Source organism: Streptomyces sp. NPDC037410, from assembly GCF_055602235.1.
Genome location: NZ_JBVJWR010000002.1, coordinates 339,806 through 361,421, shown reverse-complemented (window position 1 = coordinate 361,421; position 21,616 = coordinate 339,806). Strand labels below are relative to the sequence as shown.

Sequence of the window (21,616 nt, the reverse complement as noted above, 5' to 3'; positions counted from 1 at the left end):
CAATTTCGATGCATATTCCGTGATCTGAATACCGATCCGATCAAGGGAGGTTCCTAACCGATCAAGATCAGATCTATAGTGCCGACGTTACGACTCCCCCGCGTGCCCGTTCTCGAGAGTCTGGTTGATGTCGGCGCCGTCCACCCCCTTCCGCCCCGCCCTGCTCGCCTCGTTGCTGACAGCCGCCGCGGGTGGTGCGCTCGCCGTCGCGGCGACCGCCGCGGCGCCGGCCGGGATCCGTCCCGCACTCGGCTGGTTCGCCGGCGGCGGTGTGCTGCTCCTCGCGGCCGCCGCCTTCGCGGTCTCCTGGTACGGGCGGACCTCACGCTCCCTGAGCCGCCGGGTCGAGGCGCTCACCGCCGAACTCGCCTCCCGGGAGAACCGCACCGCGCGGGAGACGGCGGCGCTGGAGGAGCGGTACGAGACGGAGGCCGCCGCCTCGGCGGCGGCCCACACGGCCCGGACCGCCGAGCTGACCGAGGGTCGGGCCGCCGACGTGCGGCGGCTGGAGGACCGGCTGCGGCGCGCCGAGTCCGGCCGGTCCGCCGCCATGGCCGCCGCCGCCAACGCGGCCGGCCGGATGCAGGCCCTGTCCACGAGCATGCTCGCCGACCTCCGGGAGATGGAGCACCGGCACGCCGACGAGGACGTCCTCGCCGACCTGCTCCACCTCGACCACCGCACCGCCCAGGCCGGCCGCCTCGCCGACTCCGTCGCCGTCCTGACCGGAGCCCGGTCGGGCCGGCGCTGGGCCCGCCCCATCGTCATGGAGTCGATCCTGCGCGGCGCCATGGGACGGATCGGCGGCTACCAGCGGGTGCGGCTGCACTCCAGCAGCGAAGCGGCCGTCGCCGGGCACGCGGCCGAAGGCGTCATGCACGCCCTCGCCGAACTCATGGACAACGCGGCGAACTTCTCGCCGCCCACCGCCGAGGTCCACGTCTACGTGGAGGAGGTCCCGGCCGGGGTCATCATCTCCGTCGAGGACAGCGGCCTGGTCATGAGCGACGTCCAGCTGCGCCGCGCGGAGGCCGCGGTCGGCTCGACCGCGCAGGACCTGGCCGGTCTCTCCGGCACCCGGCTCGGCCTGGCCGTCGTCGGCCGGCTGGCCCGCAAGCACGGTCTGACCGTGTCCTTCCGCCCCTCGGCGCGCGGCGGCACGGGCGCGCTGCTGATGCTCCCTCAGGAACTCGTCAGTCACGCACCCGTCGAGCCGCCGGCCGCGCCCGCCGCCCTGCCGCCCGTGACGGGCCGCCGGCTGACGGCGCCTTCCGCCCCCGCACCGGCCGGCGAGCCCGAGACCAGCCACGACACCGCGGCCGAGAGCACCGGCGAGCACCCCCTGCTCGGCGAGAGCGGGCTGCCGCGCCGCCGTCGCGGCCGGGCGATGGCCGCCGCCCACCCCGACGGTCCGGAGGCCGCCGGGCAGCCCCGCCCGACGGGCCCGCGCACCGGCGCGGCGGCGGGCGCCGCCACCCGCTTCGGCAGCTTCCGCCAGGCGGTCCGCGGCGGGGGCGGCCCGAAGGCGGAGCCACGTACGACGCCCGGCGACGAGCCCGCCGCCGAACCCCCCGCCGCGCCGAGCGGCGACGCACCCCCCTCGAACTCCCCGCACCCGGAAGGCACCCCGTCATGACCGGCACCACCACCGACGAGAAGCTCAGCTGGCTCCTGGAGGGCCTGCTGGAACGCACCCCGGGCACCCGGCACGCCCTGGTGCTCTCCCGGGACGGCCTCAAGCTCTGCCGTACGCCCGAGCTCTCCGTCGACCAGGCCGACCAGCTCGCCGCGATCGCCGCCGGCATCCAGAGCCTGTCGCACGGTGCCTCCGTGGAGTTCGGCGACGGCACGGGCGGGGTCCGCTCCGCGATGGCCGAGTTCTACGGCGGCATCCTGTTCATCGTGGAGGCGGGCGAGGGCGCCCACCTGGCGCTCGTCGCCGACGAGGACGCCGACGCCGGGCTCGTGGGCCACAACATGTCCGAACTGGTGGAGCAGTTGGGCGAGCACCTGGTCGCGAGGCCCCGGGGATGAGCCGCGGCAGGCCGGGCCGGGACGACTCGCCCGACCGGCTCTACACCCTGACCGGCGGGCGCAGCCGCGCCGGGTCCGACGCCTTCGACCTCGTGACGCTCGTCGTCTCCGAGAGCGATCCGGTCCCCGGCATGCAGTCCGAGCACGCCGCGATCCTGCGCATGTGCCGCTTCCCCACGGCGGTGGTGGAGGTGGCGGCGGAGCTCGGTCTGCCGGTGTCGATCACGCGGATCCTCCTTGCCGACCTGCACGACACCGGCCGGATCAGCGCACGGCACCCCCGCGCCTCGTACCGCCTTCCCGATCACGACATCCTGGAGCAGGTGCTCGTTGGACTCCGTAACCTCTGAACAGCGCCGGACCCTGGACAGCACCGCCGACAACGGACTGAAGATCGTCATCGTCGGCGGTTTCGGAGTCGGCAAGACCACCCTGGTCCGCTCGGTCAGCGAGATCCGTCCGCTGAACACCGAGGAGACCATGACCCAGGCCGGCGAGGACGTCGACGACACCGTCGGCGTCGCCGCGAAGACGGCCACCACGGTCGCCTTCGACTTCGGCCGGATCTCGCTGGACGCGCACAACGTCCTGTACCTGTTCGGGGCGCCCGGCCAGGAGCGGTTCTGGTTCCTGTGGGACCGGCTGTTCTCCGGGACGCTCGGCGCGGTCGTCCTCGTCGACACCCGGCGGCTCGCCGACTCCTGGTACGCGATCGACCGCCTGGAGCACCACGGCACGCCCTTCGTCGTCGCCTGCAACGACTTCGGCGGCCCCGCCCACACCCCCGCGCAGATCCGCGAGGCCCTCGACCTCGCCGACGAGGTGCCGCTGGTCTTCTGCGACGCCCGGTCGCGCGAGTCCAGCAAGCAGGTGCTGATCTCGCTCGTGGAACACCTGCGGACCGTCGTCGCGGCCGCGCGGCCGACCCCCCTCCCGATCCCGGAGCCCACCCCGTGACCCTCCCCGAGCCCCAGCCGGTCCCGCTGAGCGGGCCCCGGTTCCAGACCGACCCCACCGAGCTGTACCGGCAGATCCGCCGCGAGCACGGGGCCGTCGCCCCGGTCGTGCTCGACGGGGACGTGCCCGCCTGGCTGGTCCTCGGCTACCGCGAGCTGCACCAGGTGACCAGCGACCCGGTGCTGTTCTCCCGCGACTCCGAGCTGTGGAACCGGTGGGACGCGATTCCGGCGGACTGGCCGCTGCTGCCGATGATCGGCCGCAAGCAGCGATCCATCCTCTACACCGTCGGCGAGCGGCACCGCGAGCGGGCCGGGGTCGTGTCGGACGCCCTGGAGGCGATCGACCCGTTCGTCCTGAAGGAGCGGGCCGAGCGCTTCGCCGACGAGCTCATCGACGCGCTGTGCGGCAAGGGCTCCTGCGACATCATCGCCGAGTACGCGATGCTCCTGCCGGTCCGGGTCCTCGCCAGCTGCTACGGCTTCGCCGACGAGCAGGGTCCGGCGCTCGTCACCGCCATGAACGACATGATCAACGGTCAGGAGGGCGCCCTTGCGGGCCAGCGGCACCTGGCCGAGTCGATGTTCGCGCTGCTCGCCGCCAAGGCCGAGACGCCGGGCGACGACGTCGCTTCCCGGATGCTCGCCAACACCGCCGGGTTCACCCTCGAGGAGGTCGCCCAGGACCTCATGGTGATGATGGCCGCGGGCCACCAGCCGACCGCCGACTGGATCGGCAACTCGCTGCGCCTGATGCTGACCGACGACCGGTTCGCGGCCTCGCTCGCCGGCGGCCGGCACAGCGTCGGCGAGGCGATGAACGAGGTCCTGTGGGAGGACACCCCGACGCAGAACGTCGCCGGGCGGTGGGCCTCCCGCGACACCCACCTCGGGGGGCGCCGGATCGGCCGCGGTGACCTGCTGCTGCTCGGTCTGGCCGCCGCCAACTCCGATCCGCACGTGCGCACCGACTCGGGCGCGTTCACCGGCGGCAACAACGCCCACCTCTCCTTCGGCCACGGCGAGCACCGCTGCCCGTTCCCCGCCCAGGAGGTCGCCGAGACCATCGCCCGGACGGGCATCGAGGTGCTGCTCGACCGCCTGCCGGACGTCGACCTCGCGGTCGCCGGGAGCGCCCTCGCCCGCCGTCCCTCCCCCTGGCTGCGCGGCCTGACCGCGCTCCCCGTGACGTACACCCCGACCCCCGCGCTTGGAGCCCTCGGATGAGCTGCCCGTACGACCACACCGCCGCGTCCGGCACCGATGTGATCGAGCTCGACCCCTTCGTCAGCGACCTCGACGGCGAGAGCGCGCGGCTGCGCGCCGCCGGTCCGCTGGCCCGTGTCGTGCTGCCCGGCGGGGTGGCCTGCTGGGCCGTCACCCGGCACGCCGAGGCGCGCAAGCTGCTCACGGACGCCCGTCTCGTCAAGGACATCGGCGTGTGGGGTGCGTGGCAGCGCGGCGAGATACCCATGGACTGGCCGCTGATCGGTCTCGCGAACCCCGGGCGGTCGATGCTGACCGTCGACGGCGAGGAGCACCGGCGGCTGCGCACGCTGGTCGCGCAGGCGCTGACGGCGCGCCGGGTGGAGCGGCTGCGCGCGGGCATCGAGTCCCTCACCGCGGGGATGCTCGACCGGCTGGCCGAGCGGCCGTCGGGCGAAGTGGTGGATCTGAAGGCGGAGTTCGCGTACCCGCTGCCGATGAACGTGGTGGGCGAGCTGATGGGCGTCGACCCGGCCGACCACCCGCGGATGAAGGCGCTGTTCGACAAGTTCTTCTCGACGCAGACGCCGCCCGAGGAGGTGCCGCAGATGATGGCGGACCTGGGCGCGCTGTTCGCGGGGATCGTGGCGGGGAAGACGGAGCAGCCCGGTGACGACCTGACGAGCGCGCTGATCGAGGCGTCGGAGGGCGGCGACCGGCTGACCACGGAGGAGATCACCAACACCCTCCAGCTGATGGTGGCGGCCGGGCACGAGACGACGATCAGCCTGATCGTGAACGCCGTGGTCGCCCTGGAGGCCCATCCCGAGCAGCGGGCGCTCGTGCTCAAGGGCGAGGTGCCGTGGGAGAACGTGATCGAGGAGACCCTGCGCTGGTCGACGCCCACCTCGCACGTCCTGATCCGGTTCGCGGCCGAGGACATCGAGGTCGGCGACCGGGTGCTGCCCGCGGGTGACGCGCTGATCGTGTCGTTCGGCGCGATCGGCCGGGACGAGGAGCAGCACGGGCCGACGGCGGGCGCTTTCGACGTGACCCGGACGCCGAACCGGCACATCTCCTTCGGGCACGGCCCGCATGTGTGCCCGGGTGCGGCGCTCTCCCGTCTGGAGGCGTCGGTGGCGCTCCCCGCGCTGTACGAGCGCTTCCCTGAGCTGCGTCTGGCGGTGCCGCGCGAGGAGCTCCGCAACAAGCCGGTCGTGACCCAGAACGACCTGTTCGACCTGCCGGTCGTGCTGTCCTGAGCCGACACTCCCCCCATGCCCCGTGGCTCCGGCCGCGGGGCATGTACGCTGGGGCCATGCATCTGTCGTCGTGCCTCAGCTGGTGGCGCTCCTCCTAGGAGCGGCCACTACTCGCGCACGACCGGGCCGTTCGGACGAACGGCCCTTTCGCGTTTCCCGGCTCATGGGTCCTGTCGTCCCGACGGCGCCACCGACCCTGACCAGGAGACCCGATGACCACCACCCTCGCTCCCGCCGCCCCCTCCGACGACGCCCTCGGGACCGCCGCCGCGCGCACGCGCAGTGCCGTCCTGGAGCGGCAGATCCTCGAAGATCCGGGGAGGTTCCGCGTCCTGACCGGCGACCGCCCCACCGGGCGGCTGCACCTGGGGCACTACTTCGGCACGCTGCACAACCGGGTCCGGTTGCAGGACCTCGGGGTGGAGCTGTTCGTGGTCGTCGCGGACTACCAGGTCCTGACCGACCGCGACCTGGCGGACAGCCTCCCGGAACACGTCGAGGAGCTGGTGCTCGACTACCTCGCCATCGGCGTGGATCCGGAGCGCAGCACGGTCTTCACGCACAGCGCCGTCCCCGCCCTGAACCAGCTGCTGCTGCCCTTCCTCAGTCTCGTGTCCGTGGCCGAGCTGAACCGCAACCCCACCGTCAAGGACGAGATCGCGCACTCCCGGCAGTCCGCCGTGAGCGGTCTGATGTTCACGTATCCCGTCCACCAGGCCGCCGACATCCTGTTCTGCAAGGCGAACCTCGTCCCCGTGGGGCAGGACCAGCTCCCGCATCTCGAGGTCACCCGGACCGTCGCCCGCCGGTTCAACGACCGCTACGGCAGCGGCGCCGCCGTGTTCCCCGAGCCGGACGCCCTGCTGTCGGAGGCCCCGCTGCTGCTCGGCACGGACGGCACCAAGATGAGCAAGAGCCGCGGCAACTCCGTCGCGCTGTCCGCGGGCGCCGACGAGACGGCCCGGCTGATCAAGGGCGCGAAGACCGACTCCGAGCGGCATATCGCCTACGATCCGGCCGGCCGCCCCGAGGTGTCGTCCCTCCTGCTGCTCGCGGCCCTCTGCCAGGGCCGTACCCCCGAGGAGGTCGCCGCCGAGATCGGCTCCGCGGGGGCGGCCGCGCTGAAGCGGACGGTGACGGAGTCGGTCAACGAGTACCTGGCGCCGATCCGGTCCCGCCGCGCGGAGTACGCCGGGGACCGTGCGTACGTGCGCCGGGTCCTGCGCGAGGGGAACGAGCGGGCCCGGGCCGTCGCCGACGCGACGCTCGCCGAGGTGCGGGCGGCGATGAACAGTCACTACTGACGTATGTTTCCGGCAGGGGAACGACGGAGGGGATCTTGAGATGACGGAGGGGATCGGGGAATGACGGAGACGATCGTGGACGCCATCGACCGGGCACTGCTCGCCGAGCTCCAGCGGGACGCCACCCAGGCGTACGCGGTACTGGGCAAGGCGGTCGGTCTGTCGGCGGGCGCCGCGCACGAGCGGGTGCGGAAGCTGCGGGAGCGGGGCGTCATCCGCCGTACCACCGTCGACGTCGATCCCGCCGCCCTCGGCCAGGACGTGCTCGCCTTCGTGATGGTCGACTCGTCCGCCTGGATCGGGGACTCGGCGGCGGCGTTCGCCGCGATCCCCGAGATCCAGGAGGCGCACGTCATCGCCGGCAGTGCCTCGGTCCTGGTGAAGGTGCGCACCGCCACCACGGTCCGGCTGCAGGACGTGCTGCGCCGGTTGTACGCGATCGAGGGTGTGAGCGGCACGCAGGCGACGGTGTCCCTGGAGACCTTCTTCGAGCGGCCGGTCTCCACGGACTGATCTCGTGCCGTCCGGCGTCAGCCGGCGGCACCGCTCTCCAGGATGCCCTTGAGGGTCATCTCGTCCCTCGGCATCTCCTTCCGCACGTGCGGGCGGACGACGAGGGGGACGAGTGCCTTGCCGATGCCGTGCCCCTCGAAGTCGAGGGAGAGCGTCAGACGGGAGCGCTCGCCGTCGTCCAGCGGTTCGATGGTGCCCTGCACGTCGCCGCGTACGGGGCCGTCGATGCCGTGCACATGCCAGTGCCTCGGCGGCTCCAGCTCGATGACCTGCATGGTCGAGGTGAACTCCCGCTTGCCGAGCCGCCGGGTGACGGCGACCTTGGAGCCGACCGCGAAGGGGGCGTCGCCGATCTTGCGGACCGAGACCGCGCTCTCCTGCCACTCGGGCAGATGCGTCGGGTCGGTCACGTAGGAGAAGACATCCGCGGGCGTGCGGGAGATGTCGATGGATTCCTTGATGGCAGGCATGTCGCCTTCTTCGTTCGACGGGAGACCCCGCCGGAGGCCGAAGCGCCGAGGCGGGCCCGTAGTCGCTTCGTACAAATCGTCCCACTCCGGGCGTCGGCCCGCCAGCCCCCGGCCTCGGGGGCACACCCGCTTGCCGGTCCCCAGGTTGCGGCTAATGTCGATATGTAGGCCATATGTACATCCTCGTTCCCGCGCTCACGAGGTGAGGGACAGGGGGCGTACGGAAGGAGCCTCCCATGACCCGTACATTGCGGAGCGCGATAGCCCTGGCCGGAGCCGCGGCCCTCTCCCTGGGGGTGGCGGCGACCACCGCGACGGCCCTGGGCACGGGGAGCGAGCAACAGGGGAACGTCAGGATCGGACTGCTGCTGCCGGAGAGCAAGACCACGCGGTACGAGAAGTTCGACCGGCCCTACATCGAGCAGAAGATCAAGGAACTCGCCCCGGACGCCCAGATCGACTACTACAACGCCGCGGAGAGCGCCACCACCCAGCAGCAGCAGGTCAACACCGCGCTCGCCAAGGGCGACAAGGTGCTCATCCTGGACGCCGTGGACGCCAAGTCCATCCAGTCCTCCGTGCAGAAGGCCCATGACGCGGGCGTCAAGGTCGTCGCCTACGACCGTCTCGCGCAGGGACCGGTCGACGCCTACGTCTCGTACGACAACCACAAGGTCGGCGAGCTGCAGGGCAAGGCGCTCCTCGCCGCGCTCGGCGACAAGGCCAAGAGCGGCGAGATCGTGATGCACAACGGGTCGCCGACGGACCCGAACGCCGCCGAGTTCAAGGCCGGAGCCCACTCCGTCCTCGACGGCAAGGTGAAGATCGGCAAGGAGTACGACACTCCGAACTGGGACCCGAACAACGCCAACCAGCAGATGTCCGGCGCCATCAGCTCCCTCGGCAAGGACAAGATCGTCGGTGTCTACTCGGCCAACGACGGACTGGCCGCCGGCATCGCCACCGCCCTCAAGGCAGCCGGAATGAACGTGCCGTTGTCCGGTCAGGACGCCCAACTCGACGCGATCCAGCGGATCCTGATCGGCACTCAGACGTTCACCATCGAGAAGCCGTACAAGCCCGAGGCCGACATCGCCGCCACCATGGCCGTCAACCTGGCGGAGGGCAAGACGCTCGGGTCCGACCTGGTGCCCACCACCGTCACCAGCGACGGCGACCGCAAGGTCGCGGCCCGACTGCTCAACCCGGTCGTGGTCAACAAGGGCAACATCAAGGACACCGTCGTCAAGGACGGGCTCTACACGGTCCAGGAGATCTGCACTCCGACCTATGCGGCGGCCTGCAAGGACGCCGGCCTCGAATAGCCGCGTTCCGCAGCCACCGCGTATGCGTCTGCGCATATCGCAGTCACCGCGTAGCGCATCTCCGCGTATCGCGGCCACCGCGTGACGCTTCTCCGCGTATCGCGCCACCGCGTATCGCATCCGACAGCCGCTGAGCTGTTCGCGCGAGCAGAGGAGGCGGTTCCCGTGCCGGAGCCACCCGTGCTCACCCTGCGGGGGATCTCCAAACGGTTCGGCGCGGTCCAGGCGTTGAAGGACTTCGATCTGGAGGTCCACGCCGGCGAGGTCGTCGCCCTCGTCGGCGACAACGGCGCCGGCAAGTCCACCGCCGTCAAGTCGATCGCCGGGGTGAACCCGCCCGACGAGGGCGTCATCGAATGGCAGGGCCGGGCTGTCGACATCAACCGGCCCCACGACGCCCAGAACCTCGGCATCGCCACCGTCTACCAGGACCTCGCCCTGTGCGACAACCTCGACGTGGTCGGCAATCTCTTCCTCGGCCGCGAACTGCGCCACTTCGGCGTCCTGGACGAGGTCCGCATGGAGCAGCGCTCGCGCGAACTGCTCGACACCCTCTCCATCCGGATCCCCAGCGTGCGGATCCCGGTCGCCTCCCTCTCGGGCGGCCAGCGCCAGACCGTCGCGATCGCCCGCTCCCTGATCGGCGACCCCAAGGTCGTCATCCTGGACGAGCCGACCGCCGCCCTGGGCGTGGAGCAGACCGCCGAGGTGCTCGACCTGGTCGAGCGGCTCCGCGACCACGGGCTCGGCACCATCCTGATCAGCCACAACATGGTGGACGTGATGGCGGTCGCCGACCGGATCGCCGTCATGCGCCTCGGCCGGAACAACGGCTTCTTCGACAAGCGCTCCACGACCACCGAGGAGATCATCTCCGCCATCACCGGCGCCACCGACAGCGCCGTCACCCGCCGCCAGGCCCGCAAGCGGCAGGAGGAGGAGCAATGAGACGGGACCGAGCCCCCGACAACTCCTCACAGGAACCGGCGCCCGAGGCCATGCCCGCGGTCGACACCCGGCTGCTCGTCCGCGAGGAGGGCCTGAAGGGATACCTCGGGGAGTTCCGCCGCAAGCTGCGCAGCGGGGAGCTGGGGTCACTGCCCGTCGTCGTCGCCGTGATCATCATCTGGACGGTGTTCGGCAGCCTCGACTCCACGTTCCTCTCGGCCCAGAACCTCTCCGACCTCAGTCAGCAGATCGTCGGCACCGGCATGATCGCCGTCGGCATCGTCTTCGTCCTGCTGCTCGGCGAGATCGACCTCTCCGTCGGTTCCGTCAGCGGCCTGTGCGCCGCCATCTTCGCCGTGCTCAACGTCCTGAACGGCATGAACGAGTGGCTGGCGCTGCTCGTCGCCCTCGTGGGCGGAGCGGCCGTCGGGCTCATCCACGGGTTCTTCTTCGCGAAGGTCGGCGTGCCGGCGTTCGTCGTCACGCTGGCGGGCAACCTGTTCTGGAACGGCCTGATGCTCCAGATCCTGGGCTCCAACGGCACGGTCAACATCCCGAGCGAGAGCATCGTCGCGAAGCTGTACTCGACGATCTTCCACAGCCCCGCCGCTGCCTACGTGGCCGCGGCCGTGGGCGTCGGGCTCTTCCTCATGGCCTCGCTCCTGGACGCCCGGCGCCGGCAGGCCGCGCGGGTGCCGTTCCGGCCGGTCGCCGAGATCGTGCTCCGTACGGTCGTCATCGCCGCGATCGCGTTCGTCGCGGCGTACATCCTCAACCAGTACCAGGGGCTTCCGCTCGCGCTCCTCGTCTTCCTGATCCTGCTGGTGGTGCTGGACTTCGTGCTGCGCCGTACGACGTACGGGCGGCGGATCTTCGCCGTCGGCGGCAACATCGAGGGCGCGCGCCGGGCCGGCATCAGCGTGCCGTTCGTCCGGATGACCGTCTTCTCGATCTCCGGGCTCATGGCGGCGGTCGGCGGCATCTTCCTCGCCGGGCAGATCCAGTCCGCGAGCCAGACGTCCGGCGGCGGCAACCTGCTGATGAACGTCATCGCCGCGGCCGTCATCGGCGGCACCAGCCTGTTCGGCGGGCGGGGCACGGTCTGGTCCGCCCTGCTCGGCGCGCTGGTGATCGGCTCCATCCAGTCCGGGATGAACATCATGGGCGTCAGCAACGCCGTCCAGTTCATGATCACCGGATCGGTCCTGCTGGCCGCCGTCGTCGTCGACTCGCTGTCCCGCCGGAGCCAGAAGGCCGCGGGCCGCGCCTGAACACCGGGATCCGGAAGGGAGACCCCTATGGCGGCGGACGACCCGCATCCGAGGGAGGGGCTGCTGCACGGCCGGAACGAGACCGAGGAGGAACGGGCCGACCGGCGCTGGACGGACATCATGCAGGAGATCCGGGTGGCGCAGACCGGCGTGCAGGTCCTCCTCGGCTTCCTCCTCACCGTGGCGTTCACCCCGCCTTTCCAGAGCCTCCACCACACGAACAAGACGATCTACATCGTCACGGTCGTCCTCGGCTCACTGGCCACGGGCGCCCTCATCGGCCCCGTCGCCTTCCACCGGATCGTGTCGGGGCGGCGGATGAAGCGCCAGGCGGTCGTCTGGGCCTCCCGCCTCACCTTCACCGGTCTGGTCCTGCTCCTGGCGACCCTGACGTCCGCCCTCTTCCTCGTCCTGCGGGTGGTCACGCACTCCCGGTTCGTGCCGTGGCTCGTCGCGGGAGTCCTCGCCTGGTACGTGCTGTGCTGGTTCGCGCTCCCCCTGTGGGTGAGGTCCCGCTACACCAGCGACGAGTGAGCCGGCCTTCCGGCCCCTTCAGGGCCGTCGTCGGGGAGTAGAGCGCCGCCTCCCGATATTCGTATACCAAAACAACGAGCTAGGAAACCCCTTACCAGGCAGTTGGTAAGGGATTTCTGCCCGTCACCGATCTTCACCCTTGTCCAGCTCACCTCACTTGGTATACAAAACGGGGAGCCGCCGCCGGCCCACTCCCCCAAGGAGCCTCCATGTGCCTCGAAGCCACCCCTCCGCCCTCCCCCTCGGTGACCCGCCGCGGCATCCTCGCGGGTGCGGCCGCCCTCGCCGGCACCGTGGCCGTGTCCGGCACGGCGGCGGCCTCTCCGGCAGGCGCGGCCCGGGGTGACGGAAGCCCGGCCGGGGGCGACCTCGTGATCCGGGGCGGCACCCTCCTCGACCCCGCGACCGGCGAGGTCACCGAGAACGCCGTCGTCGTGATCGAACGCGGAACCGTACGCGCGGCGGGCCGCGAGGGGGCCGTCACGGTGCCGGAGGGAGCCGAGGTCCTCGACGCCCACGGCCACTGGGTCCTGCCCGGCCTCGTGGACGCGCACATCCACCTCAGCACCGCCGCCGAGGCCCGCGACGCCGTCCGCCAGGGCGCGACCAGCGCGCGCAGCGGATCGATCACCTTCTACCAGGACATCGCCGTCCGCGAACTCGCCCGGCACAGCCCGGCCCTCGCCCCCCGCGTGACCGCCGCCGGTGTCTTCGTCACCCCGGACCTCGGCGACACCGTCCTCGCCGACCCCGACCTCACCCCGCTCGCGCGCCTCAAGGACGGCGCGCGCTCGGCCGAGGCGCTGCGCCGCGTCGTCGAGGTCAACCTCGCCCGCGGCGCGGACGTCATCAAGACCCGCGTCAACGAGCGCGCCGGGCTCCCCGAGCAGGACCCGCTGGCCCAGGTGTACTCGTACGAGCAGCTCGCCGAGATCGTCGCCGCCGCCCGGCGGCGCGGCAAGGGCGTCCTGTGCCACAGCTACAGCGAGAAGGGCTGCCACGACGCCGTCACGGCCGGCATCCGGTCCCTGGAGCACGGCGCGTTCGTCGGCGAGCGCACACTGGCCGAAATGCGCCGCAGGGGTACGTACTTCACCCCCACGCTCTCCGCGATCGCCGGCATGGTCGACTCCCCGAACCCGATCCTCGCCGAACGCGGCCGCACGTACCTCCCCCTGCTGAAGCGGGCCGTCCTCGCCGCGCACGGACTCGGCGTGCCGCTCGCGGCAGGCACCGACTCCTCCGGCGGTACGGTGCGGCCGATCGGCCGCGAGGTCGAACTCATGCGTGAAGCGGGGCTGTCGGCGCTCGACGCGATCCGCACCGCGACGACGGGCGCCGCGCGGCTCCTCGGCACGGAGCGCACGGCGGGCCGACTGGCCCGGGGGTACGCGGGCGACGCGATCCTCGTGGCCGGGGACCCGCTGTCGGACGTGACCCTCCTGAAGCACCCGACGCGCGTGGTACGCGCGGGCATCCCTGTCTGACCCTCGCCCACGGCCGGCCGCCCTGGCGCGGCCGGTGCCCACCCCTGTGTGGGCCCCGCCCCACCCCCTCCCAAGGAGCCCCCATGCAGCCCCCGTCCACCCCCGCCTCCTCCCTCTCCCGTCGCACCATGCTCGCCGGTGCCGCCGCCCTCGCCGGGGCCACGGCTGCGGGCGCCGCGGCGGCCGCCCCGGCGCAGGCGGCGACAGCGCAGGCGGCGACCGGCCGCGCCGGGCGGCGCGACAAGGCCGTCGTGTTCCGCAACGTGCGCCCGTTCGGCGCGGCGAAGACCACCGACCTGGTCGTCGTCGACGGCCGGATCTCGGACGGCCCCGCCCCGCACGGCGCGAAGGTCGTCGACGGCGGCGGCCGCATCGCGCTCCCGTCCCTCGTCGACGCGCACATCCACCCCGACAAGACCACCTGGGGCGGCTCCTGGGTGTCGCGCCGCCCGGCCTCCACCATCGCCGACTACGTCGCGCAGGACGTGGATCTGTTCCGCGCGCAGAGCCGCCCGGTCGCCGAGCGCGCCTACGGCCTGATGGGTCACGCCGTCGCCCGCGGCACCCGCGGCATGCGGGCGCACGCCGACGTGGCCCCGGCCTACGGCCTGGCCGGGGTGGAGGGCCTGGCGGAGGCCCGCGAGCGGCTGCGTCACGCCCTGGACGTGCAGATCGTGGCCTTCCCGCAGCACGGCGTCATCCGTACCCCGGGCACGGCGGCGCTCCTGGAGAAGGCGGCGCGCGAGGGCGTGATCGACATGATCGGCGGCATCGACCCGATCGGTTTCGACCATGCGCTCGACGAGCAGCTGGACGTCGTCTTCGGCATCGCGGACCGGCACGGCGTCGGTGTGGACATCCACCTCCACGACCGCGGCGAGAAGGGCATGCAGGCGATGCGCGGGATCGTGGAGCGCACGCGCGCCCTCTCGCTCGCCGGCAAGGTCACGGTCAGCCACGTCTTCTGCCTTCCGGGCCTGACGGACAGTGAACTCGGATCCATCGCCACCGACTTGGGCGAGCAGGACATCGCGCTCACCACGGTCGCACCGTCGGACTCCCTGGTGCTGCCGATCGCCCGGCTGCGTGAGCACGGCGTGCGGGTCGGGCTCGGATCCGACGGTATCCGCGACTCCTGGAGCCCGTTCGGCGACGCCGACATGATGCACCGCGCCCACATCCTCGGCTGGGTGACGGACGTGCGTCTCGACGACGAACTGTCCGAGTGCTACCGCGTCGCGACCCACGGCGGCGCGGACGTCATGGGCCTCGCGCACGCCGACTTCGGGCCGGGATCCCCGGCCGACTTCGTCCTCGTGCAGGGCGAGTGCGTGCCGCGGGTCGTGGTCGACATGCCGCGCCGTGACCTGGTCGTGCACGGCGGCGTGGTCGTGGCCCGCGACGGGGTGTTCCTCGCCTGACGAAGCCGTACGAAAGCCGCACGACGCCGCACGAAGCCGTATGAAGCCGCACGAAGCCGTACGGGCCCGGTACCACCGGGCCCGTACGGTTCGCGGGTCGGCTTACAGGTACGGCCGGGTGATCAGCTCGATCGCGTGGCCGGAAGGGTCCTTGAAGTAGACCCCGCGACCGCCGTGTTCGGTGTTCGTCTCGCCGGGGCGCCGCATCTGCGGGTCGGCCCAGTGCTCGACGCCGCCGTCGCACAGGCGCTGGTACGCCCGGTCGAACAGGTCGTCGTCGACCATGAACGCGTAGTGCTGCATCTGGATGTCCACCGGGGGTTCGGCGAACTGGAGCAGGACGCCGTCGGTGAGCTGGATGTTGAGGAAGGGCCCCCAGGACGGTGCCTCGGGGAGTTCCAGCAACTCGCGGAAGAACCGCGCGGATTCGTCGCGGTTCTTGGACGCGATGATGGTGTGGTTGAACGTGACTGCCATGGGGAAGACCTCGCTGTCGATTCGGCGTGTGGAAGGGGCTCGCAGTGCTGCTGCACTGGGCGGTCCACGTGCCGAACCGTCGGGGTGCGTGTCGCGCACCCGCCGGGCGATCAGTCGTCCACCGGATGACCCGTCTGTGCGTGGCGCGAAGCCGGTCCGGTGTTCATGAGCGGCGACGCTACTCGATCACCCCCCACCGGGACAAGGCCGGCCGCCCGGTCACGCCGTACCGGCCACTCCGATCCGGCCACGCCGGGCCCGTCACTCCGCCCCGGTCACGAACTCCCGGTCCCCGTACCGCACCTGGGCCTGGTCCCAGTCGGCGCCGAGGGCCGTCGTGAACCGCCGGGCCAGCGGGAGGGCGTCGACCGGAGCCACGAGGACGAGGCGTCCGTCGAGGGTGACGGAGCCGCCGCCGAGCTCGTCGCGGGCCTCCGGGTCGGCGACGAGCGCCTCGCGCAGGCCGCTCACGCGGACGCCGGGGACCTCGATCTCGACCGCGTCGGTCTCCGGCGACGTGCGCGGCAGGCAGCGGAAGGTGAGGACGGCCTCCTGGCCGTACTGCTTGGCGATGACGCCCGCGATGTGGTGGAGCCCGTCCCGGCCGACCCTCTCGACGTCGAACTCGCGGGACCGCTCGTACGTCGCCTGCTTCAGCTCCTCGGACCAGAAGACGCCGTCGAGCAGTTCCGAGGCGCCCGGCCGTGCGCCGTGGGCGCGGATGATCTGCCGCACCTCGTGGCCGAAGCGGACGAGGCGGGTGTCGAGGCGCGGGTCGTCGGGGTCCGTGATGATCGCGGTGTTGTCGGTCGCGAAGATCTCGGCCGCCGGACAGTCCTGCGCGCCGGGGCTCGCGTACGTGCTCGGCGCCCCCATGGCGCCCAGCAGGAGGACGGCGACGGTCGAGGCGAGGAGGCGGGCGCGTCGCCCGGTACTGGCGTTCTTCATGGCGTGATCAACGAGCCCCGGTGGAGATCGTTGCGTCCGTGGTGGTTCAGCCGTTCGGAAGGATGACCGCCCGGCCGTTGATCCGTCCCGCGTGCAGCCGCTCGTACGCCTCCGGGGCCTCGTCCAGGCCGTACGTCTCGACGTGGACGTCGACGGCATCGGTCCGGGCCAGGTCGAACACCTCGATCAGCTCGGCGCGGGTCCCCCAGTACGGGGAGGTGACGCAGACCTCGTACGGCACGGCGCCGAAGCCGACGGGCAGGGTGCCGCCGCCGAGGCCGACGATGGTGACGTCGCCCTCCACCGCGGCCATCGCACCGGCGGCCGTCACCGTCGACTGGGCGCCCACGAAGTCGAGGACCACCTCCGCGCCACGGCCGCCGGTGACCTCGCGGACCGTGGCGGCGGCCGCCGCGTCGGACAGGATCGCGTCGTGCGCGCCGACGGTACGGGCGAGGGCGAGCTTCTCCTCGGTGACGTCCAGGGCGACCACCCGGGCGGCGGTCATGGCGCGCAGCAGCTGGATGGCGACGTGACCGAGGCCGCCCGTGCCGATGACGACGGCCGTGCTGCCGGGAACGAGCTTCGGCAGCGAGCGCTTGATGGCGTGGTACGGGGTGAGGCCGGCGTCCGTGAGCGGGACGGCCCGCACCGGGTCGAGGCCGCCGAGCGGCACCAGGTGGCGCGTGCTGTCGACGATCATGTACTCGGCGATGGCGCCGGGCGCGCCCAGCCCTGGCGGTCTGATCCCCAGCTCCGCGGCCCGGAGGCAGTAGTTCTCCTTGCCCTGGGCGCACATGAAGCAGCCGCCGCAGCCCCAGGGGCCGTACACGGCGACGGGGTCGCCGACGGCGAAGCCTTCGGCGCCGGGACCGAGGGCGGCGACGGTGCCGACGCCCTCGTGACCGAGGGTCAGGGGCAGCGGGAACGGCAGCTGGTCGGCGGGCCAGCTCATCACGGCGATGTCGGAGTGGCAGACTCCGGCGGCGGTGACCTTGAGCAGCACCTGGCCGGGCCCGGGTTCCGGGTCGGGGACGGTGACGACCTCGGGCGGGGCGCCCACGGTGCGGTACTGAAGTGCCTTCATGAAGGAGTCCTCTCGGCTGTCTCCGCGGCTTCTGCGGCCGGGACCGACGGCGTTGATACGTACCACCCGAGGGGTGTGTTCGAGTGCCGCCGTCCCGGTGAGGCCGTCGGTGCCGGGCGTCGAACGCGTCCACCCGCAGGTGGCGTTTTGTCGCCAATCGCCCCTCTCTCCGCGTCCGCGCCCGGCAAGGTGGGCAGCTCTCCCGTGGGTCGACGGAAGGCCCGCGCGAAAGGAGTGGTGCCGTGCTCAACGAGTTCTTCGACCGATTCCGGCGGGGCGGCGACGGCTCCGGTGGGGGCGGTCCGGCGTCGACCCCCGCGAACCTCGTCCTCGACGCGGACTTCTCCTCCGCCGAGCAGTGGGTCGCGGGCCATTCGTGGGCCTATCCCGACGGCGGGCCGACGAACCCCGGAGACAACAAGCTCGACTACCTGGTGGAGGACCCCTCGTACAGCCGGACGGGGAGGTTCCGGGCCACCCGCAGACCCGACGGCCTCTGGGACGCCGGGCTGCTCACGACCGAGGGCAGCGCCGAGGGGTTCCTGGTGCGGGCGGGCGACGTCCTGGAGGCCCGGGTGCGGCTGCCCGAGGAGACGGGCGCCTGGCCGGCGATCTGGACCTGGCTCGACGGCGGCCAGGAGATCGACGTCTTCGAGTACCACCCCGACAACCCGGATCTCCTGGAGCTGTCGAACCGGGTGCGGGGGCGGTACCTCTACTTCCGGGACCCGGCCGTCCGGCCCGGGGCGTGGGTGGACCTGCGGGTCGAGTTCGGGGCGCGGTCGGTGGTGTGGTGGGTGAACGGCGCCCGCGCCTTCGACGACCGCCGGGGGGTGGGGCGTTCCTGGCGGGCCCACCTCATCGTGAACCTCTCGGTCTGCGCGGGCCGGTACCACCCGGCCCCCGACCCGGAGGCCTCGGAGATGTCGTACGAGGTGGCGGAGCTGCGCGTGTACCGGGACTGAACAGCCCCTCCCCCATACCGCTCCCCCGTGCCCCCTCCCTCGTACCCGCTCAGCGGTCCGCGAGCAGCGTGCGCAGGCCGGCGGCGAGGCGTTCGTACTCTTCGGCCCGGTTGTAGATCTGCGCGCAGATCCGGATGCCGCCGCCGTCCGGCCAGGGCCAGATCAGCACGCGGCAGCCGAGCCGGGCGGCGATCTCCTCGCGCAGCGCGGCCGCCTCCTGATGCGTACGGGCCAGGCTTCCGGGCAGGCGCAGCGACCGCATGGCGAGGCCCTCGGTGTACGGGAGCGGCGTCAGGCCGGGGATGTCCGCCAGCAACTCGGCTCCGTGGCAAGCGAGTTCGTTGTTGTGGGCGCGGACGCGTGCGGCGCCGAGCCCGGCGATCAGACCGAGGCCTTCGGGGGCGGCGAGCCAGCCGGTGTAGTCGACGGTGGCGCGGAACTCGACCGCGCGCGGGAAGCCCCGCTCGTCCTCCCACGAGCGCACGGGCGCGGCGACCCGGGCCCGATGGGCGGGGGCCACGGCCAGGACGGCGCTGCCCGGCGGGGCGTACGCCCATTTGTGCAGGTTTCCGAACCAGAAGTCGGGCTCTCCGGCGAGCGGTTCGGCGAGCATGCCGGGTGCGTGGGCTCCGTCGACGACGGTGGTGACGCCGCGCTCGCGGAGTGCGGCGAGCAGCCGGGGGCCGGCGACGATCCTGGCGGTGGGCGAGCTGATGTGGTCGAGGACCGCCACCTTGGTCCGGGGGGTGAGCCCGGCGATCACCGCCTCGCAGACCGCGTCCTCGTCCGGCAGGGCGGGATCGAGGGCGACGGTGACCGTGCGGGCGCGGCGGGCCGCCGCCGCGACGACCGTGCCGTAGCCGTGGTCGGTGACCAGGACCTCGTCGTCGGCGTCCAGGCGGAGGGCGTCCAGGGCGAGTTGGGCCGCCTCGGTGGCGTTGGCGACGAAGGCGATCCCCTCGGGGTCGGCGCCGAGGTGGGCGGCGACGTGCCCGCGGGCCTCGGCGACGCGGTCGGGGACGCTCAGGAAGAAGGCGTCGGGGTCGGCCGCCGCCTCGGCGGCGAGCTCCTGGTGGAGCCGGGCGACCGGGGTGGGGACGGCGCCGAAGGAGCCGTGGTTGAGGTGGGCCACGTCCGGGCTGAGCCGGAACAGTTCGGGGCCGCCCGGGAAGCCGGCCGGCGTGCTCATCGGACCTCGCCGGCAGCGGTGCGGGCGGGGACGGCGTGGGTGCGGAAGTCGGAAGGCGTCACCCGGTCGATGATCCCGGTCCGGGCCCGGTCGCGCACCCCCTTCGCGTGTCCGCCGTCCGCCGTCGACGCGCGCGGCACAGGGGGGAAGGGTGCGTCGGGACGACGGGTGTTGCGTAGGCTCGAACGGAGCGTTCCGCGTGGTCGCGTACGGCGCCGTTCCTACGACGAGGAGGACCTTGTGAGCACCGCCGGAGAAGGACGGCAGCAGCTGGACGAGGCGAGTGTCCTCAACGCGAAGAGGACGCTCCTCCAGCTCCTCGCCCGGGCGGGCGTCTGGTCCGGCGACGCGGAGGAGCTGATCGGGTTCGTCGAGGCGGGCGCGCTGGCCCTCGCGTACGAGGAGGTGGGCGAGGCCGGGCGGAGCGCGCCCGACGGGAAGGGCGAGCCGTACGCCGCCGCCTGGCTGGACGGGGCGCGGGCCGTCACGGAGGCGCTGGGCGCCGTATCCGAGCGGGCGCTGAGGCACGCCGTGGCCTCGGATCCGTCGGCCGCGTCCCCGGACGACCGTCCGCCCGTCGGGCGGACCGAACTGGAGCGGACGAAGGTGGCGGTCACTCCGCTCTATCTGTCCTTCGCCGATGTCTCCGACTTCGACCCGGAGGTCACCGAGCAGGTGCTGCGGGCCCTGCTGGGCACGATGAGCTCGCGCCAGCGGGCGGGGTACGCGGGCCGGCTGACGGAGTTCACCTCGGCCCATCGCGCGCGCCTGGAGCGGCTGTACGCCGAGTACGGGCCGGGCAGCGCGATCGCGATCCACGGCCGGTACACCCTGATCCACTCCCCCACCAGCGTCGCCGTCCTCGAACGGCTCGCCACGGCACCGGAGGACCTGCACGTGGAGTGGGACGCCGCGGAGCTGCCGCCGGCGTGGCTTGACGGCCTGACGACGGCGTGGGAGGCGTCGGGCTGACGACGGCGCGGGAGGCGTCGGCCTGACGGCGCTTCACGGGAGGGAGCGGGCCCTGGCGCTCCGGGCCAGGTGAGGATAGGTTAGGCTCACCTAACAAGCGCCTCGCGATGGCCGCTGCCCCGGCATTCCCCTGCCCGGAGGGCGTCGGGCGGGGCGTCAGCACACCTCTGCCCGGAGACAAGGATCCGCCATGCCCTCTGTGTTCACCCCCTTCCGCCGCCGCGTTCTCGTGGCGGGCGCCGCCGCGGTCTCGCTCGGCCTCATGGTGACCGGGTGCGGCTCGGACGACAAAAAGGACGACGCGAAGGACTCGGCGGCCAAGGCTCCCGCGGGGGCGTTCCCCGTCACCATCAAGAGCGCGCTCGGCGAAGCCGTCATCAAGGAGAAGCCGAAGCGCGTCGTCACCCTCGGCCAGGGCTCCGCCGAGACCGCCATCGCCCTGGGCAACGTCCCCGTAGGCATCGAGAGCTACCCCTGGGGCAGCGACAAGACCGGCTACCTGCCCTGGATCCACGACGCGGTGAAGAAGTCCGGCGCCACGCTGCCCAAGCAGTTCGACGGCGGTGAGGAGCTCGACATCGAGGCCATCACCGAGCTGGAGCCCGACGTCATCCTCGCCCCCTGGTCGGGCATCACGCAGAAGCAGTACGACCTCCTCAAGGACATCGCGCCGACCGTCGCCTACCCCGACAAGGCGTGGAGCACCGACTGGGACCAGCAGATCGACATCGTCGCCAAGGCGCTCGGTCAGCCGGAGAAGGCCAAGGAGCTCACCGCCAAGATCGACAAGCAGCTCGCCGACGCCGCCGCCTCGCGCCCCGACTACAAGAACGTCACGTTCTCGTACATCTACAACACCGGCCCCGGCACCCTCGGCGTCTTCAAGCCCGAGGAGCAGCGCGTCGCGATGGTCTCCAAGCTGGGCCTCAAGGTCGACCCGGTCGTGAACACCTTCAAGGAGACCGAGGGCACCGACTCCGCCCTCATCGGCCTGGAGAACGCCAACAAGCTCGCCAAGAGCGACATCGCCTTCACCTTCTACATGGACGACAAGTCCCGCAAGGAGATCGAGGCGCAGCCGCTGTACGCCGCCATCCCCGCGGTCAAGAAGGGCGCGCTCGTCTACAGCAACGACCAGCCCTTCGTCACCGCCTCGTCGATGATCAACCCGCTGACGGTGCCGTACAGCATCGAGCGGTACCTGCCCATGATCGACAAGGCCGTCGCCAAGGCCGGGAAGTAGCGGC

At 72.1% G+C, this 21,616-nt stretch carries 23 protein-coding genes; 17 read left to right on the top strand and 6 right to left on the bottom strand.

Features of this window, described 5'->3' with window-relative positions; genetic code table 11:
- Window positions 1-127: 127 nt before the first annotated feature.
- The 8 genes from ACZ7HT_RS04560 to ACZ7HT_RS04525 all read left to right on the top strand — a co-directional run bounded on the left by ACZ7HT_RS04560 (window position 128) and on the right by ACZ7HT_RS04525 (window position 7,275).
- A complete protein-coding gene (locus ACZ7HT_RS04560) occupies window positions 128-1,636 on the top strand; it encodes a sensor histidine kinase (protein WP_471159649.1) in 1,509 nt (502 codons plus the stop codon).
- Window positions 1,633-2,034, top strand: coding sequence for a roadblock/LC7 domain-containing protein (locus tag ACZ7HT_RS04555; protein WP_030212242.1), 402 nt, complete (start codon window positions 1,633-1,635; stop codon window positions 2,032-2,034). The genes ACZ7HT_RS04560 and ACZ7HT_RS04555 overlap by 4 nt, the downstream gene beginning before the upstream one ends.
- Entirely contained in the window at window positions 2,031-2,384 is a 354-nt protein-coding gene (locus ACZ7HT_RS04550; RefSeq protein WP_471159646.1) for a DUF742 domain-containing protein, read from the top strand. The genes ACZ7HT_RS04555 and ACZ7HT_RS04550 overlap by 4 nt, the downstream gene beginning before the upstream one ends.
- The gene (locus tag ACZ7HT_RS04545) at window positions 2,365-2,991 is read left to right on the top strand and encodes a GTP-binding protein (RefSeq protein WP_471159644.1); all 627 of its coding nucleotides are present in this window, start codon (window positions 2,365-2,367) and stop codon (window positions 2,989-2,991) included. The genes ACZ7HT_RS04550 and ACZ7HT_RS04545 overlap by 20 nt, the downstream gene beginning before the upstream one ends.
- Window positions 2,988-4,217: a cytochrome P450 gene (locus ACZ7HT_RS04540; protein WP_471159642.1), complete on the top strand. Its 1,230-nt coding sequence runs from the start codon at window positions 2,988-2,990 to the stop codon at window positions 4,215-4,217. The genes ACZ7HT_RS04545 and ACZ7HT_RS04540 overlap by 4 nt, the downstream gene beginning before the upstream one ends.
- Window positions 4,214-5,458 carry a cytochrome P450 family protein gene (locus tag ACZ7HT_RS04535; RefSeq protein WP_471159640.1) on the top strand — a complete coding sequence of 415 codons (1,245 nt, stop codon included), beginning with the start codon at window positions 4,214-4,216 and terminating at the stop codon, window positions 5,456-5,458. Before ACZ7HT_RS04540 ends, ACZ7HT_RS04535 begins: the two co-directional genes overlap by 4 nt.
- 212 nt (window positions 5,459-5,670) lie before the next feature.
- Entirely contained in the window at window positions 5,671-6,762 is a 1,092-nt protein-coding gene (gene trpS, locus ACZ7HT_RS04530; protein ID WP_471159638.1) for a tryptophan--tRNA ligase, read from the top strand.
- Between the two features lie 75 nt (window positions 6,763-6,837).
- Window positions 6,838-7,275 carry an Lrp/AsnC family transcriptional regulator gene (locus ACZ7HT_RS04525; protein WP_471160062.1) on the top strand — a complete coding sequence of 146 codons (438 nt, stop codon included), beginning with the start codon at window positions 6,838-6,840 and terminating at the stop codon, window positions 7,273-7,275.
- Between the two features lie 17 nt (window positions 7,276-7,292).
- On the opposite strand, the gene ACZ7HT_RS04520 is transcribed toward ACZ7HT_RS04525, so the two are convergent.
- A complete protein-coding gene (locus ACZ7HT_RS04520; protein ID WP_471159636.1) occupies window positions 7,293-7,745 on the bottom strand; it encodes an SRPBCC family protein in 453 nt (150 codons plus the stop codon).
- A gap of 236 nt (window positions 7,746-7,981) precedes the next feature.
- Here ACZ7HT_RS04520 and ACZ7HT_RS04515 point away from each other — a divergent pair, with 236 nt between their 5' ends.
- From ACZ7HT_RS04515 to ACZ7HT_RS04490, 6 genes are all read left to right on the top strand, one after another.
- The gene (locus ACZ7HT_RS04515; protein ID WP_471159634.1) at window positions 7,982-9,070 is read left to right on the top strand and encodes a substrate-binding domain-containing protein; all 1,089 of its coding nucleotides are present in this window, start codon (window positions 7,982-7,984) and stop codon (window positions 9,068-9,070) included.
- A gap of 165 nt (window positions 9,071-9,235) precedes the next feature.
- On the top strand, window positions 9,236-10,018 hold the full coding sequence (locus ACZ7HT_RS04510; protein ID WP_471159632.1) for an ATP-binding cassette domain-containing protein: 783 nt from the start codon (window positions 9,236-9,238) through the stop codon (window positions 10,016-10,018).
- Window positions 10,015-11,289 (top strand): sugar ABC transporter permease, encoded by a 1,275-nt coding sequence (locus tag ACZ7HT_RS04505; RefSeq protein ID WP_471159630.1) that lies wholly within the window; start codon window positions 10,015-10,017, stop codon window positions 11,287-11,289. The genes ACZ7HT_RS04510 and ACZ7HT_RS04505 overlap by 4 nt, the downstream gene beginning before the upstream one ends.
- A gap of 27 nt (window positions 11,290-11,316) precedes the next feature.
- Window positions 11,317-11,823: a DUF6328 family protein gene (locus ACZ7HT_RS04500; RefSeq protein WP_471159628.1), complete on the top strand. Its 507-nt coding sequence runs from the start codon at window positions 11,317-11,319 to the stop codon at window positions 11,821-11,823.
- A gap of 209 nt (window positions 11,824-12,032) precedes the next feature.
- Window positions 12,033-13,310 (top strand): amidohydrolase family protein, encoded by a 1,278-nt coding sequence (locus tag ACZ7HT_RS04495; protein WP_471159626.1) that lies wholly within the window; start codon window positions 12,033-12,035, stop codon window positions 13,308-13,310.
- Between the two features lie 83 nt (window positions 13,311-13,393).
- Window positions 13,394-14,731, top strand: coding sequence for an amidohydrolase family protein (locus ACZ7HT_RS04490; protein WP_471159624.1), 1,338 nt, complete (start codon window positions 13,394-13,396; stop codon window positions 14,729-14,731).
- A gap of 102 nt (window positions 14,732-14,833) precedes the next feature.
- Here the strand turns inward: ACZ7HT_RS04490 and ACZ7HT_RS04485 are convergent, their stop codons facing one another.
- The 3 genes from ACZ7HT_RS04485 to ACZ7HT_RS04475 all read right to left on the bottom strand — a co-directional run bounded on the left by ACZ7HT_RS04485 (window position 14,834) and on the right by ACZ7HT_RS04475 (window position 17,243).
- The gene (locus ACZ7HT_RS04485) at window positions 14,834-15,208 is read right to left on the bottom strand and encodes a VOC family protein (RefSeq protein WP_471159622.1); all 375 of its coding nucleotides are present in this window, start codon (window positions 15,206-15,208) and stop codon (window positions 14,834-14,836) included.
- Between the two features lie 261 nt (window positions 15,209-15,469).
- Window positions 15,470-16,156 (bottom strand): hypothetical protein, encoded by a 687-nt coding sequence (locus ACZ7HT_RS04480; RefSeq protein WP_471159620.1) that lies wholly within the window; start codon window positions 16,154-16,156, stop codon window positions 15,470-15,472.
- Window positions 16,157-16,202: 46 nt separating this feature from the next.
- The gene (locus ACZ7HT_RS04475; protein ID WP_471159618.1) at window positions 16,203-17,243 is read right to left on the bottom strand and encodes an NAD(P)-dependent alcohol dehydrogenase; all 1,041 of its coding nucleotides are present in this window, start codon (window positions 17,241-17,243) and stop codon (window positions 16,203-16,205) included.
- A 242-nt stretch (window positions 17,244-17,485) separates the two neighbouring features.
- Here ACZ7HT_RS04475 and ACZ7HT_RS04470 point away from each other — a divergent pair, with 242 nt between their 5' ends.
- Window positions 17,486-18,208: a beta-glucanase gene (locus ACZ7HT_RS04470; RefSeq protein ID WP_471159616.1), complete on the top strand. Its 723-nt coding sequence runs from the start codon at window positions 17,486-17,488 to the stop codon at window positions 18,206-18,208.
- A 49-nt stretch (window positions 18,209-18,257) separates the two neighbouring features.
- On the opposite strand, the gene ACZ7HT_RS04465 is transcribed toward ACZ7HT_RS04470, so the two are convergent.
- Window positions 18,258-19,397: an aminotransferase class V-fold PLP-dependent enzyme gene (locus tag ACZ7HT_RS04465; RefSeq protein WP_471159614.1), complete on the bottom strand. Its 1,140-nt coding sequence runs from the start codon at window positions 19,395-19,397 to the stop codon at window positions 18,258-18,260.
- Window positions 19,394-19,537: a hypothetical protein gene (locus ACZ7HT_RS04460; protein WP_471159612.1), complete on the bottom strand. Its 144-nt coding sequence runs from the start codon at window positions 19,535-19,537 to the stop codon at window positions 19,394-19,396. Before ACZ7HT_RS04460 ends, ACZ7HT_RS04465 begins: the two co-directional genes overlap by 4 nt.
- Window positions 19,538-19,637: 100 nt before the next feature.
- On the opposite strand from ACZ7HT_RS04460, the gene ACZ7HT_RS04455 reads away from it, so the two are divergent.
- Window positions 19,638-20,369 (top strand): hypothetical protein, encoded by a 732-nt coding sequence (locus ACZ7HT_RS04455; RefSeq protein ID WP_471159610.1) that lies wholly within the window; start codon window positions 19,638-19,640, stop codon window positions 20,367-20,369.
- 190 nt (window positions 20,370-20,559) lie between these two features.
- Window positions 20,560-21,612 carry an iron-siderophore ABC transporter substrate-binding protein gene (locus tag ACZ7HT_RS04450; RefSeq protein ID WP_471159608.1) on the top strand — a complete coding sequence of 351 codons (1,053 nt, stop codon included), beginning with the start codon at window positions 20,560-20,562 and terminating at the stop codon, window positions 21,610-21,612.
- Window positions 21,613-21,616 lie beyond the last annotated feature (4 nt).

Excerpts from the sequence above, each read along its gene's own strand:
- ACZ7HT_RS04560 (WP_471159649.1), top strand. The coding sequence starts at position 128 with ATGTCGGCGCCGTCCACCCCCTTCCGCCCCGCCCTGCTCGCCTCGTTG.
- ACZ7HT_RS04555 (WP_030212242.1), top strand. The coding sequence starts at position 1,633 with ATGACCGGCACCACCACCGACGAGAAGCTCAGCTGGCTCCTGGAGGGC.
- ACZ7HT_RS04550 (WP_471159646.1), top strand. The coding sequence starts at position 2,031 with ATGAGCCGCGGCAGGCCGGGCCGGGACGACTCGCCCGACCGGCTCTAC.
- ACZ7HT_RS04535 (WP_471159640.1), top strand. The coding sequence starts at position 4,214 with ATGAGCTGCCCGTACGACCACACCGCCGCGTCCGGCACCGATGTGATC.
- trpS (WP_471159638.1), top strand. The coding sequence starts at position 5,671 with ATGACCACCACCCTCGCTCCCGCCGCCCCCTCCGACGACGCCCTCGGG.
- ACZ7HT_RS04520 (WP_471159636.1), bottom strand. The coding sequence starts at position 7,745 with ATGCCTGCCATCAAGGAATCCATCGACATCTCCCGCACGCCCGCGGAT.
- ACZ7HT_RS04515 (WP_471159634.1), top strand. The coding sequence starts at position 7,982 with ATGACCCGTACATTGCGGAGCGCGATAGCCCTGGCCGGAGCCGCGGCC.
- ACZ7HT_RS04505 (WP_471159630.1), top strand. The coding sequence starts at position 10,015 with ATGAGACGGGACCGAGCCCCCGACAACTCCTCACAGGAACCGGCGCCC.
- ACZ7HT_RS04500 (WP_471159628.1), top strand. The coding sequence starts at position 11,317 with ATGGCGGCGGACGACCCGCATCCGAGGGAGGGGCTGCTGCACGGCCGG.
- ACZ7HT_RS04495 (WP_471159626.1), top strand. The coding sequence starts at position 12,033 with ATGTGCCTCGAAGCCACCCCTCCGCCCTCCCCCTCGGTGACCCGCCGC.
- ACZ7HT_RS04490 (WP_471159624.1), top strand. The coding sequence starts at position 13,394 with ATGCAGCCCCCGTCCACCCCCGCCTCCTCCCTCTCCCGTCGCACCATG.
- ACZ7HT_RS04485 (WP_471159622.1), bottom strand. The coding sequence starts at position 15,208 with ATGGCAGTCACGTTCAACCACACCATCATCGCGTCCAAGAACCGCGAC.
- ACZ7HT_RS04480 (WP_471159620.1), bottom strand. The coding sequence starts at position 16,156 with ATGAAGAACGCCAGTACCGGGCGACGCGCCCGCCTCCTCGCCTCGACC.
- ACZ7HT_RS04475 (WP_471159618.1), bottom strand. The coding sequence starts at position 17,243 with ATGAAGGCACTTCAGTACCGCACCGTGGGCGCCCCGCCCGAGGTCGTC.
- ACZ7HT_RS04465 (WP_471159614.1), bottom strand. The coding sequence starts at position 19,397 with ATGAGCACGCCGGCCGGCTTCCCGGGCGGCCCCGAACTGTTCCGGCTC.
- ACZ7HT_RS04450 (WP_471159608.1), top strand. The coding sequence starts at position 20,560 with ATGCCCTCTGTGTTCACCCCCTTCCGCCGCCGCGTTCTCGTGGCGGGC.